This is a genomic window from Streptomyces cinereoruber (assembly GCF_009299385.1).
GTDB lineage: Bacteria > Actinomycetota > Actinomycetes > Streptomycetales > Streptomycetaceae > Streptomyces > Streptomyces bikiniensis.
Genome location: NZ_CP023693.1, coordinates 845848 through 858692, shown reverse-complemented (window position 1 = coordinate 858692; position 12845 = coordinate 845848). Strand labels below are relative to the sequence as shown.

Sequence of the window (12845 nt, the reverse complement as noted above, 5' to 3'; positions counted from 1 at the left end):
ACCGCCCATCGGCTGTCTCGTTTCCTCTGCTGCGCGGCTGCCCCGCCGGGCCGCGCCCATGCGCGGGCGGTGCGGCGGGAGGGGGGCCGGGGGTCACGCGCGGGACGCGCGGATCACGACCAGGTCCTCCGTGCGCGTCCCGGGCGGGACGAGCCCCCGGGCGGCGAACCAGTCCTCGCGGGAGGACATCACCGGGCCGAAGGGCTGGGCGCGGCGGTCGGCCACCCGGGCGCGCAGCCCGGCCCGGCGCAGACCGTCCAGGGTGGCGGTGACGCCGGAGAGCGACGACTGCACGACGAGGAGGGTCCCGGAGGAGGTGAGCAGCCGGGGCACCCGGACGCAGACCCGGTCGAGGAGGAGTCGCCCGTCCGTCCCCGCGTCCCAGGCGCGCCGGGGGCCGCGCGCGGGCAGCGCGGGGTCCTCGCAGGGCACGTACGGCGGGTTCACGGTGATCAGGTCGAAGCGCTCGTGCGCCACCGGGGCCTCCAGGTCGCCCCGGAACAGCCGCACCCGGCAGCGGTGCCGCAGCGCGTTGAGCCGGGCCGCGGTGACGGCGGCGCGCGAGACGTCCACGGCGGTGGCCCGCGCGCCCCGCAGGGCGGAGGCGACCGCGACGACACCGGTCCCGGTGCACAGGTCGAGCGACCGCGCGCCGGCCCGGAGCTCCTCGCGCGCCAGGTTCGCGAGCAGCAGCTCGGTGTCCCCCTGGGGGGCGTACACCCCGGGGAGCCGGTAGACGCGCGGCACGTCCGCCCGTCCGTCCCCGGACGGTGCGTCGGCGAGGTCCCCGCCGACGGGAGGGGTCACCTGGGTCATCGCGGCCGACCTCCCGCCCGGGACGGGGCGCCGGGCGCCTCCCCGGAGTTCCGTATCGGGGCGCTCGTGGCGTTCCGCGTCGGGATCCTCATGGCCCGGCTCCTCAGCGGTCCCGTCCGCGCTGGGATTCCTCCGGCGGCTGCCAGGACTCCCGTCGCGCCTCCGCAGCCGGGGGCTGGGCCACGCCGGCGGTCCGCTTCCGCCGGGCCACCCGCCGGGAACCCCACCAGAAAGCGCCGAGGAGCAGGGCCGCCACCACCACTCCGACCGCGATCAGCAGGAGGGAGGAGGAGCCTTCGGCGGCCAGGGGGGAGGCCGGCACGGCGGCCAGAGGGGAGAGAAGCATGATCGCCCTTCCTGTCGGAGACGGGGCAGTCCGGTTCGGAACGGCGGGTACCCGCCCGGAGAAGATCCATTCGCTCACGGTCCGCGCCCCCGCCCCCGGAGGGGCGATCCGCCCTCAGAGCCGGTCGCGCAGGGCCGGGAGGAGTTCCTTCTCCGCCCAGCGGAAGAACGGCTCCTGGTGCCCGCCGCCGATCTGGACGAGGGCCAGCTCGGTGAACCCGGCCTCGGCGTACGGCCGGGCGGCCTCCACGAACGCGTCGACGTCGTCGCCGCACGGGATGCCCTCCGCCACGTCCTCGGGGCGGACCGTCTCGGTGGCCTGGGCGAAGCCGGAGGGCAGCGGAAGCTCGGAGTTGACGCCCCAGCCGCCCAGCGCCCAGCGGAACTGGTCGTGGGCGCGCGCCACCGCCGCGTCCCGGTCGGGGTCGTAGCAGACCGGCATCTGGCCGACGCGCGGCTTGCCCGCGCCGCCGTGCTCGTCGAAGGCGTCGAGCAGCTCCCCCTTCGGCTCCGTGGCGATCACCAGGTCCGCCCGGCGCCCGGCCACCTTGCAGGAGTGCGGGCCCGACACGGCGATCCCGATGGGCGGGGGAGCGTCGGGGACGTCCCACAGCTTGGCGTTCTCGACCTGGAAGTGGGTCCCGCGGTGGGTCACGTACTCGCCGGAGAACAGGTCGCGGATGATCCCGGCCGCCTCGTCCAGCATCTCCAGGCGGACGCCCGCCGAGGGCCAGCCCTCGCCGACGACGTGCTCGTTCAGGATCTCGCCCGAGCCGAGCCCGAGCCGGAACCGGCCCTCGGAGAGCAGCTGCACGGTCGCCGCCTTCTGCGCCACGACCGCCGGGTGGTAGCGGAAGGTCGGACAGGTCACGTACGTCATCAGGGGGATGCGGGAGGTCGCCTGCGCCGCCGCCCCCAGGACGCTCCACGCGTACGGGGCGTGGCCCTGGGAGTCCAGCCACGGGAAGGAGTGGTCCGAGATCACGGAGAAGTCGAACCCGACGCGCTCCGCCTCGACCACGTGCTCCACCAGCTCACGGGGCCCGGCCTGCTCGGTCATCATCGTGTAGCCGATCTGCATCATGCCGGGCGACTTGCCGCGAACACGCCCCTTGAAACGGGCATGACGGACACTTCTGTCGAGGGTGTCCGCAACGGCGCGCGACGGTCGAAAATGGGTGCCGACCCCGATGCGGGCGGGTGGTGCCCCGGGGGACGGTGGGGTGGAGGAGTACCCGGCGGCCCGGTCGCCGCGCCGGAGCGCGGGGCGGGACGCGCGGAGCGCGGGGCCGGCCGGTGACGCCGGTGTTCCGCGCCATGGCACGAACGGAGTCCGCGCCCATGACACGTCCCTCCCGGAGACCACGGAGCCCCCTCGCCGCGCCGGACGCGCCGCCCGCGCCCGGCCGCCGCCCCCGCCGGGCGGGTCCGCCGTGAGCGTGACCACGTGGGCGACCGTCGCGGTGTTCGCGGCCGTCTACGTACTGATCGCCACGGAGTGGATCCACCGGGTCGCCGCGGCCCTCGGCGGCGCGGTCGCCATGCTGCTCATCGGGGCGACCAGTCCGGAGGACGCCTTCTTCTCCGAGCACACGGGCATCGACTGGAACGTCCTCTTCCTGCTCCTCGGCATGATGCTGATCGTCTCCGTCCTCAAACGCACCGGCGTGTTCGAGTACGTCGCCGTCTGGGCGGCGAAACGTTCGCGGGGACGCCCGTACCGCCTCATGGTGCTCCTGATCCTCACCACCGCCGTCCTGTCGGCGTGGCTGGACAACGTCACCACCGTCCTCCTGATCGCCCCGGTCACGATCGCGGTCTGCGGCAAGCTCGGCCTCCCCGTCGTGCCCTATCTGATCGCCGAGGTCATGGCCTGCAACATCGGGGGCGCCGCCACCCTGATCGGCGACCCGCCCAACATCATGATCGGCTCGCGGGCCGGCCTCTCCTTCAACGACTTCCTGCTCCACATGGCACCCATCACCACCTTCCTGGTCCTGGTGTTCGCGGTGATGGCCCGCTGGATGTTCCGCAAGTCCTTCTCCTACGACCCGGAACGGGCCGAGGAGGTCATGGCGATGAACGAACGGGAGGCGATCACCGACAAGCGGCTGCTGATCGTCAGCGGCGTCGTCATCGGCCTGGTGATGGTCTGCTTCGTTCTGCACACCGCCCTGCACCTGGAGCCCTCCGTCGTGGCCGTCAGCGGAGGGCTGATCCTGCTCGCCGTCTCCCGGCTGAAGCCCGAGAAGGTGGTGGCGGACGTCGAGTGGCAGACGCTGGCGTTCTTCGCCGGGCTCTTCGTCATGGTCGGGGCCATGGTGCAGACCGGGGTCATCACCGACATCGGGGAGGCGGCGGCCCGGGCCACCGAGGGGAAGCTGCTCGGCACCTCGATGGCCCTGCTCTTCGGCTCCGTGGTCCCCTCCGCCGTCATCGACAACATCCCGTTCGTCGCCTCGGTCAGCCCGATTGTCTCCGAGATCGTCGAGTCCTCCGGCGGGACCGAACGGGCCGGCATGCTCTGGTGGTCCTTCGCCCTGGGCGCGGACCTCGCCGGCAACGCCACGATCATCGCCTCCTCCGCCAACGTCGTCACCGTCGGCATCGCCGAGCGCGCGGGCCACCCCATCTCCTTCTGGCAGTTCAGCAGGTACGGCCTCGTCGTCACGGCCGTCACCACCGTCATCGCGGGCCTGTACGTGTGGCTGCGCTACTTCGTCCTGGCCTGACCGTCCCGCCGCCGGGCCGTCGGGCCACCGAGAGGAGCGGAAACGACATGGGCGACTCCGATGAGGAGAGGATCGCCGACCTGGAGGCCGTCCTGCGGCGCGACGACCCCCGCTTCGCCCGCGGCCCGGGCGAGGGCCGGCCCCGGCGCCCCCGCGAGTACCGGCGCGGCCGGGCCTGGCCGGCCATGACCCTCGCCCTCGCCGCCGTCGTCGTCGGGGGACTCGTCCCGAACGGACTGCTCCTGGCGGCGGGCCTCGTCATGGCGGCCCTCGCGGTGAACCTCTTCGACTCCCGGGAGCAGCGGATCCGGCGCCGCCGGCACCGGCACCGGCGCGGGCGCGGCCCCGGCGGTCCGCGGTGACGCCGGGCCGCCCCCGGCCGCGTCACCCGCTCCGAGCGGACCGGCTCCGGGGCACGGTCACCGCTGTCCCGCGTCAGTACACGTCGCGGACGTACCGCCGGTCCGCGGCCATCCGCTCCACGTAGGCCGCCGCCTCCTCGTCGCCCATCCCGCCGTGGCGGGCGACGAGTTCGCGCAGGGTCCGGTCGACGTCCTTCGCCATGCGGGCGGCGTCGCCGCAGACGTGGAAGTGCGCGCCGTCCCGCAGCCAGGACCAGAGGACGGAGCCGTGTTCGCGCATCCGGTCCTGGACGTAGACCTTGTTCCGCCGGTCGCGGGAGAAGGCGGTGTCGAGCCGGTGGAGGTGCCCGGAGGCCAGATGGGCCTCCAGGGCCTCGCGGTGGTAGAAGTCGGTGGCCTCGCGCTGCTCGCCGAAGAACAGCCAGTTGCGGCCGGTGTGGCCCCGGGCCAGGCGGTCCTCCAGGAAGCCGACGAAGGGCGCCACGCCCGTCCCCGGACCGACCATGATCAGGGGCGCGGCGGGGTCGGCCGGCGGCCGGAAGTGCGGGGAGCGCCGCACGAAGACCTGGACGGGGCCGTCGTCGGCGTGGTCGGCGAGATAGGCCGAGCACACGCCGGTGCGGTCCCGGCCCCGGTCGTTGGTGTAGCGCACGACGGAGACGGTGAGCCGGACCTCGCCCGGGTGGGCCAGCGGGCTGGAGGAGATCGAGTACAGGCGCGGCTGGAGGCGCTTCAGTACGCCGGTCCACTCGGCGGCGGAGGCGCGGACGGGGAAGCCGCCGATCACGTCGGCCATCTGGAGCCCCCACCCCCACTTCGCCAGCTCGTCCTTGTTGCCGGGGCGCAGCAGCCGCTTGAGGTCGTGGCTCCCGGAGCGCTCGGCCACGAACCTCAGCAGCTCCGGGGTGACGCGCGTGATGTCGAGCCGGGTCCGCAGGGCCTCGGCGAGCGGGAGGGGCCCGGCGCCGCCCGCGTCGACCGGCTCGCCGGGGTCGAGCCCCGTGAGCGCCAGCCATTCGGCGACCAGGCCGGTGCCGTTCACCGGCCACACCCCGAGCGCGTCGCCCGCCTCGTACGCGAGCTCGCCGCTCCGCGTGTCGAAGGCGAACCGCCGTACCTCCTTCTGCGAACCGGGCAGGCTCAGGAGCCGGTTGCCGACGAGGAGCGTGGCGAACGGAGAGGTTCTGGTGTACTCCGCGGGCCGCGTCGCGCCGGAGGAGGGGACCCGCCCGGCGGGGGCGGGGGCGGGGGCCGGAGCCGGGGCGGCGAGCAGCGGCAGGAGCGCCGCGAGCCAGGCCCCGGAGCTCTCCTCGTGGTCGGGTTCGCAGTCGGTACGGGGACGGAGGCGGGTGGCGCCGAGTTCGGCGAGGCGCTCGTCGACGCGGCGCCCGTGCCCGCAGAAGTCGGCGTACCCGGAGTCGCCGAAGGCCAGGACGGCGAAGCGGACGCCGTCGAGGCGCGGGGCGTCGGGGGCGGCCAGCGACCGCCAGAAGGCCGTCCCGTTGTCCGGGGCGTCGCCGTCCCCGAACGTACTGGTCACCACCAGCAGGTCCGCGTCGGAACCGATCCCCGCGAGGTCGGCGCTCTCCATCGGGAGGAGGGCCGGGGCGTGCCCGGCCTCGGCGAGCCGGCCGGCGGCGGTGGCCGCGAACTCCTCGGCCGTACCGGTCTGGGAGGCCCACAGGACCAGCAGACGGCGCGCGGGGACGACCGACCGCCCCTCCCGCGCCGGCCCGTCGGCCGGCACCGGCGCCCCGGTCCGCGAGAACGTCCCGGCGAGGACCCCGTCGACCCAGCGGCCGCGCTCCGGCGCGAAGGGCGCGGACGCCGGGAGGACCGGTACGCGGCCGTCGGCGGGCGCCCCGGCGGGTCCGGAGAGTCCGGCGAGGAAGCCCGCGAGGTACTGGCGCTCCGGCTCGGTGAACGGGGGAGGGGCGAGGTCCGCGACGCCGAACAGGGCGGCGAGCGCGGGCACGGAGCCTCCCTCCGGGGCGGGAGCGGCGGGTACGGACCCAGGTACGGAAACGGGTACGGACACCGATACGGGAGCGGACGTCTTCGCGAGGGTCACCGCGCACACCTTGAACTCGGGCTGGAAGGAGATCGGATCGACGGCGTCGTTGGTGACGGCGTTGACGCTCAGGTACTCGCCGAACAGGTCGTTCCAGTGGAACGGGGCGAAGCAGTTCCCTGGCCGGACCCGGTCGGTGACCACGGCGGGCAGGACGGCGCGCCCGCGCCGCGAGGCGATCTCCACGCCGTCCCCCTCGGCGATGCCGAGCGCCGCCGCGTCCTCGGGATGGACCTCCACGAAGGGGCCGGGGTTCAGCTTCGCGAGCTTGGCCACTCTGCCGGTCTTGGTCAGCGTGTGCCACTGGTGCTGCAGGCGCCCGGTGTTGAGGACGAACGGATAGGCGTCGTCGGGAAGTTCGGCAGCCGGGAGGTGCGGGCGCGCGAAGAACCGGGCCCGTCCGCTCGCCGTCGGGAAGGCCAGCCGGGGCCGGGTGCCGTCCGCGCGCTCCAGGAGCGTCTGGCTGACGCCGTCGTTCACGTACCGGACCGGGTTGCGGTCGGGGCCGTCGACGGACGCGGCCGGCCACTGGACGGGGGTGGCGCGCAGCCTCTCGTACGTCACCCCGCGCAGGTCCCAGCCGGTCCCCGGGTTCCACGCCCGCTTCAGCTCCTCGAAGACCTCCTCGGCGGAGGCGTACGCGAAGCCCTCGGCGAAGCCCATCGCGCGGGCGACGCGGGCGATCAGCAGCCAGTCGGGCAGGGCCTGCCCGGGCGGGTCGACCACCCCCTGGACGAGGGTGAGGTTCCGCTCGGAGTTGACCATGACGCCGTCGGACTCCGCCCACAGCGTGGCCGGCAGCACCACGTCCGCGTACGCGTTGGTCTCGGTCTCGGCGAACACGTCCTGGGTGACGACGAGTTCGGCGGCCTCCAGGGCGTCGATGACGGTCCTGCGGTGGGCGACCGAGGCGACCGGGTTGGTGCAGATGATCCAGCAGGCCTTGATCTCCCCGGCCGCCATCCGCTCGAACATCTCGACGGTGCCGTGCCCCGTCTCGGTCCGCAGGGTCCCCGCGGGGACGTTCCACAGCTCCTCCACGAAGGTGCGGTCGGCGTCCACGAGGACCGACCGCTGGCCGGGCAGGCCCGGCCCCATGTAGCCCATCTCCCGGCCGCCCATGGCGTTGGGCTGGCCGGTCAGCGAGAACGGCCCGGCGCCCGGCCGGCAGATCGTCCCGGTCGCGAGGTGCAGGTTGACGAGCGCGTTGGTGTTCCAGGTGCCGTGCGTGGACTGGTTGAGCCCCATGGTCCAGCAGCTCGTCCAGGCGCCGGCCTCGCCGATCCACCGCGCGGCCTCCCGGATGTCGGCCTCGGGGAGACCGGTGATCCCGGCGACCTTCGCGGGCGGGTAGTCGGCGAGGAAGGCGGGCATGTCCTCCCAGCCCTCCGTGAACTCCGCGACGAACTCCTCGTCGACGTGCCCGTTCTCCACGAGGAGGTGCAGCAGCCCGTTGAGCAGGGCGAGGTCGGTGCCCGGCCGGATCGGGAGGAAGAGGTCCGCCTTGTCGGCGGTGGCGTTGCGCCGGGGGTCCACGACGATCAGCTTCGCCCCGGCCGCCTTCACCCGGTCCATCATCCGCAGGAAGAGGATCGGATGGCAGTCCGCCATGTTGGAGCCGATCACCAGGAACACGTCCGCGTGGTCGAGATCCTGATACGAGCCGGGCGGCCCGTCCGCGCCCAGCGACAGCTTGTATCCGGAACCGGCCGACGCCATGCACAGCCGGGAGTTGGACTCGATCCGGCTCGTCCGGACGAAGCCCTTGGCCAGCTTGTTCGCCAGGTACTGCGCCTCCAGGGACATCTGTCCGGAGACGTAGAGGGCCAGCGCGTCGGGCCCGTGCTCGTCCAGGATCGCGCGCAGCCGCCCCGCGACCTCGGCGACGGCGGCGTCCACGTCCGTCTCGACCGGCTCGCCCCCGCGCTCCGCCCGCACCAGCGCCTTCCCGAGCCGCCCGGGAGCGGCCGTCATGTCGGCGCTCGTGGCCCCCTTCGTGCAGAGCCGTCCGGAGTTGGCCGGGTGCGCCTTGTCGCCGGACGCCTTCACGACCCGCCGCAGCCCGGTCGCCGGGTCGCGCGCGACGTCGAGGACGATGCCGCAGCCGACCCCGCAGTACGAACAGACCGTCCGCGTCGTCCCGCCCTCCGGCTCCATCGGCGCCCCTCCTCGTCGTCCTCCCGGGTGGGAGTTCTCCCACGTCCACCGACCGTAGGAAGACCCGGTTTCCGGACGATCACGCCCCTCGCGCACGGGGCGTTACACCGGACGCACGACGGCAGGCGGAGCGCCGTGAGCACCGTACCGACACGTCGCCCCCGGTCGCGGCCCCGACCCCGATCCGCCGGACAGGCCCTAGAGTGCGGGAATGCCGTCGTACAGCATCGGGCAGGCCGCGCAACTGCTCGGGGTGAGTTCGGAGACCGTCCGCCGGTGGGCGGACGGGGGCAGGCCGGCCGTGGAGCGCGACGGGGCCGGCCGGCGGGCGATCGAGGGCATGGCCCTGGCCGCCTTCGCCCGGGAGCGGGGGGCCGGGCCGCACGCCGTCCCGGAGGACGACGTGCCGACCTCGGTGCGGAACTCCTTCGTGGGGATCGTGACCGGAGTGCGGGCCGACGACGTGGCCGCGCAGGTGGAGGTGCAGTCGGGGCCGCACCGGCTGGTGTCCCTCGTGACCCGTGAGGCCGTCGAGGAGCTGGGACTCGTCGTCGGGGCCACGGCCACCGCCCGGGTGAAGTCGACCGACGTGCGCGTCGATCCGGCCTGACGCGCGCCGGATCGTCCGGGACGGCTCAACGGCAGAGCAGGGCGGCGCGCAGGTCCACCCGGTCGTCCGGGCGGGACAGGTCCCGGCCGGTGAGGACCTCGATGCGCTCGACGCGGTAGTGGACCGTGTTGACGTGGATGTGGAGGGCCTCGGCGGTCCTCGTCCACGAGCAGTCGTGGGCCAGGAAGACCTCCAGGGTCTCCAGGAGCATGGCGCCCGACCCCCGACCGGCGCCGGGGAGGGGCCCGAGGACCGTCGTGCGGTAGACGTCCCGTACGTCGGCGGGGACACCGGCGAGCAGCAGGGCCAGCCCACCGAGGTCGCGGAGCCCGGCGACCGGCGGGGCCGGGGCGGGGGCCGCCGCCAGGGCGTGACGGGCCTGCGCGAGCGCGGTGTTCAGCGAGGTCGGCGCGGTCACGGGCGTCTGGATCGGTCTCCCTCGCCTCGCCGGGGCCCTTCCGTCCGAGGCGTGCGACCAGGTGGCGCCTTCTCGTCGCTTCCTACACCCCCCTCTCATTCGCGATGGAGAGTCCCACTAATTTGTTGCAGATGCGAGTGATCAAGGCCTACGGTGACGCATATGCAGTCCTCCGCCACCGGGCAGGCCGCGCGTCGTCGACGGAAAGTCGCCCGCGGTGTTCTCCGTGGAGGAACCGGGACCGGAAGTCGGCAGGCAGGCCACCGCCCGCGTGAAGCCGACCGGTGCGCACATCGACCGCACCCGACCAGCCCTCACGCGGTACCGAAGCACCTCGGCCGCCGGCGCGGCCGGCCCGCACCCCTTCCCTTCCCCTTCAAGGAGTTCCGATCCCCATGACCCTCGCCCCCGTCGGGCGCCGCACCGCCGCCGCCGTGCTCACCGCCGCCCTGCTGGTGCCGCTCGCGGCCTGCGGCAGCGACGACACGAAGAAGGACACCGGCGGCTCCCCGGCCTCCGGCTCCGCGAGCGGCGCCCCCGCGGCGAACCTCACCGTGCTCGCCGCCGCGTCCCTGACCGACGTGTTCAAGGAGGCCGGCGCCGCCTACGAGAAGTCCCACCCGGGCACGAAGCTGACCTTCTCGTTCGCCGGTTCGCAGGAGCTCGTCGCCCAGGTCTCCCAGGGCTCGCCCGCCGACGTCCTGGTGACCGCCGACACCAAGAGCATGGACAAGGTGAGGGCCGACACCGGCACGCCCGCGATCATCGCGAAGAACCGCCTGGTCATCGCCACCGGCGAGGGCAACCCGCACAAGGTCGACGACCTGAAGGACCTCGCGGACACCAAGCTCAAGGTCGTCCTCGCGGCGCCCGAGGTACCGGCCGGCAAGTACAGCAAGCAGATCCTCGACAAGCAGAAGATCGCGGTGAAGCCGGTCTCCCAGGAGCCCAACGTGCGCGCCGTCCTCAGCAAGGTCGAGCTGGGCGAGGCCGACGCCGGCCTCGTCTACAGGACCGACGCCGAGAGCGCGAAGGACAAGGTCGACGCCGTCGAGATCCCCGACGACCAGAACGCCGTCGCGCAGTACCCGGCGGCCACGCTGAAGGAGTCGAAGAACGCCGAGGCCGCCACCGCGTTCGTCGCCTGGCTGTCCTCGCCCGAGGGGCAGAAGATCCTCCAGGACGCCGGCTTCCAGAAGCCGTGACGTACGGGATCGACCATGATCGGGAGGGGCCGTCCGCATCGGGGGACCGGACGGCCCCTCCGCTCCCCGTCCCCGCCTCTCCGTTCCACGCCCCCGCCCCCACTCCTCCGGGACCACCGATGAAACCAGCAGGCATACGCGGCGTCTCCGCCCGGCGCCCGGGAACCGCCCGGCCGCCCCTCGCCCTCGTGCTGCCCGCGCTGGCGGCCGTGGCCTTCCTGGCGCTGCCCCTGATCGGCATCCTCGTACGGACCGAGTGGGCCGGGCTCACCGGACACCTGACCGCGCCGGGGACCGTCGAGGCCCTGAAGCTGTCGCTCCTCGTCTCCTTCTGGGCGCTCGGCCTCTCGCTGCTCCTCGGCGTCCCCCTGGCCTGGCTCCTCGCGCGGGTCCCCTTTCCCGGCAAGGCGGTCGTCCGCTCCCTCGTGCTGCTGCCGATGGTGCTGCCGCCGACCGTCGGCGGCGTCGCGCTGCTCCTGGCCTTCGGCCGGCGCGGACTGCTCGGACCGTGGCTGGAGTCCACCTTCGGCATCACCCTGCCGTTCCACACCTCAGGCGCCGTGATCGCGGCGACGTTCGTCGCCATGCCGTTCCTCGTCATCAGCCTGGAGGGCGCGCTCGGCGGGCTGCGGCCCCGGTACGAGGAGACGGCGGCCTCCCTGGGGGCCTCGCCGCTCCGCGTCTTCCTCACCGTCACGCTCCCGATGGTGGCGCCCGGCGTCCTCGCGGGAGCGGCGCTCACCTGGGCGCGGGCCCTCGGCGAGTTCGGCGCCACGATCACCTTCGCCGGGAACCTGCCCGGGACGACCCAGACCCTCCCGCTCCAGGTCTACCTCCTCCTCCAGGAGGAACCCGAGGCCGCCACCTCCGTCTCCCTCCTGCTCCTCGCCATCGCCATGGGCGTCCTCATCGCCCTGCGCGGCCGCTGGACCGGCACCCCGACGGACCGCAAGCACCGCCAGGCTCCCCCGGAGGAGCCGGCCATCACCGTGCCGGCCACTCCGCCCGGCGACCGCAAGGCGCCGCGTACGAACACCGCCGCTCCGGCCGACAGCCACCGTCCACCGGACACCACCCCACCCGCCGACCGCTGGGCGCTGCGCGCCGACGTCACCGGATTCACCCGGCTCGCGCTGGCTGCCGAACCAGGCACCACGATCGCCGTCGTCGGCCCGAACGGCGCGGGCAAGACCACCCTGCTCCGCGCCCTCCTCGGCCTCACCCCGCGTGCCCGCGCGGACCTCCGGCTCGGCGACGAGGACGTCACCGCCCTGCCCCCGCACCGCCGCCACGTCGCGTGGGTGCCGCAGGACGGTGCGCTCTTCCCGCACATGTCGGCCCTCGCCAACACCGCCTACGGCCTGCGCGCCCAGGGCGTCGCCCGCGCCGAGGCCCGCCGCGAGGCGCAGGCCTGGCTCGACCGCCTCGGCGTCGGCCACCTGGGACACCGGAAGCCGGCGCAGCTCTCCGGCGGCCAGGCCCAGCGGGTCGCCCTCGCCCGGGCGCTCGCCGCCCGCCCCCGGCTCCTCGTTCTCGACGAACCCCTCGCCGCCCTCGACCAGACCACCCGCGCCCACGTCCGGCACACCCTGCGCACCCACCTCGCTGGCTTCGGCGGCGTCTGCCTCATCGTCACCCACGACCCCGTCGAGGCCGTCTCCCTCGCCGACCGCGTCCTCGTCCTCCAGGACGGCCGCGCCCTCCAGGACGACACCCCCGCCGAGGTCACCCGCCACCCCCGTTCCCCCTGGGTGGCCCGCATGCTCGGCCGCAACGCCTGGCCCGGCACCGCCACCCCCGACGGCCTCGCCCTCGACGGCGGCGGCACCCTGGTCGCCGCCGAACCCCCGCCGCCCGGCACCCCGGCGCTCGCGATCGTCGCGCCCGAGGCGGTATCCCTGCACCGCGAGAGGCCCGCCGGCAGCCCCCGCAACGTCTGGCCCGGCACCGTACGCGAGATCACCGCCAGCGGCAGCCGCCTCCGCGTCCTGGTCGCTTCCCCCGAGGCACCCGACCTCGTCGCCGAGATCACCCCCCAGGCCGCCGCCGAACTCGGCCTCGCCGACGGCGTGCCCGTCTGGACCGGCATCAAGGCCACCGAGACCACGATCGTCACCCTCTGACTCCGA

The 12845-nt window shown here is 74.3% G+C and carries 10 protein-coding genes; 5 read left to right on the top strand and 5 right to left on the bottom strand.

What is annotated here, in order from left to right:
• Positions 1 to 93 precede the first annotated feature (93 nt).
• From CP977_RS03860 to CP977_RS03850, 3 genes are all read right to left on the bottom strand, one after another.
• Positions 94 to 816, bottom strand: a complete 723-nt coding sequence (locus CP977_RS03860; RefSeq protein ID WP_152369613.1) for a HemK2/MTQ2 family protein methyltransferase — start codon at positions 814 to 816, stop codon at positions 94 to 96.
• Positions 817 to 919: 103 nt separating this feature from the next.
• Complete coding sequence (locus CP977_RS03855; protein ID WP_152369612.1) at positions 920 to 1162, bottom strand: DUF6479 family protein; 243 nt, start codon at positions 1160 to 1162, stop codon at positions 920 to 922.
• A gap of 114 nt (positions 1163 to 1276) precedes the next feature.
• On the bottom strand, positions 1277 to 2245 hold the full coding sequence (locus CP977_RS03850; protein WP_062757505.1) for an LLM class F420-dependent oxidoreductase: 969 nt from the start codon (positions 2243 to 2245) through the stop codon (positions 1277 to 1279).
• A 349-nt stretch (positions 2246 to 2594) separates the two neighbouring features.
• On the opposite strand from CP977_RS03850, the gene CP977_RS03845 reads away from it, so the two are divergent.
• Both CP977_RS03845 and CP977_RS03840 read left to right on the top strand, forming a co-directional pair.
• Complete coding sequence (locus CP977_RS03845; RefSeq protein ID WP_152369611.1) at positions 2595 to 3893, top strand: ArsB/NhaD family transporter; 1299 nt, start codon at positions 2595 to 2597, stop codon at positions 3891 to 3893.
• A 47-nt stretch (positions 3894 to 3940) separates the two neighbouring features.
• On the top strand, positions 3941 to 4255 hold the full coding sequence (locus CP977_RS03840; RefSeq protein WP_152369610.1) for a DUF3040 domain-containing protein: 315 nt from the start codon (positions 3941 to 3943) through the stop codon (positions 4253 to 4255).
• Between the two features lie 73 nt (positions 4256 to 4328).
• On the opposite strand, the gene CP977_RS03835 is transcribed toward CP977_RS03840, so the two are convergent.
• On the bottom strand, positions 4329 to 8483 hold the full coding sequence (locus tag CP977_RS03835; RefSeq protein WP_152369609.1) for a bifunctional nitrate reductase/sulfite reductase flavoprotein subunit alpha: 4155 nt from the start codon (positions 8481 to 8483) through the stop codon (positions 4329 to 4331).
• 211 nt (positions 8484 to 8694) lie between these two features.
• Between CP977_RS03835 and CP977_RS03830 the strand changes: the two genes are divergently transcribed.
• Positions 8695 to 9093 carry a TOBE domain-containing protein gene (locus CP977_RS03830; protein ID WP_152369608.1) on the top strand — a complete coding sequence of 133 codons (399 nt, stop codon included), beginning with the start codon at positions 8695 to 8697 and terminating at the stop codon, positions 9091 to 9093.
• Between the two features lie 25 nt (positions 9094 to 9118).
• Here the strand turns inward: CP977_RS03830 and CP977_RS03825 are convergent, their stop codons facing one another.
• Positions 9119 to 9511, bottom strand: coding sequence for a PucR family transcriptional regulator (locus CP977_RS03825; RefSeq protein ID WP_229991548.1), 393 nt, complete (start codon positions 9509 to 9511; stop codon positions 9119 to 9121).
• Between the two features lie 395 nt (positions 9512 to 9906).
• Between CP977_RS03825 and modA the strand changes: the two genes are divergently transcribed.
• The gene (gene modA, locus CP977_RS03820) at positions 9907 to 10716 is read left to right on the top strand and encodes a molybdate ABC transporter substrate-binding protein (RefSeq protein WP_152369606.1); all 810 of its coding nucleotides are present in this window, start codon (positions 9907 to 9909) and stop codon (positions 10714 to 10716) included.
• 119 nt (positions 10717 to 10835) lie between these two features.
• Positions 10836 to 12839: an ABC transporter permease gene (locus CP977_RS03815; protein WP_167308994.1), complete on the top strand. Its 2004-nt coding sequence runs from the start codon at positions 10836 to 10838 to the stop codon at positions 12837 to 12839.
• The last annotated feature ends 6 nt before the right edge of the window (positions 12840 to 12845 follow it).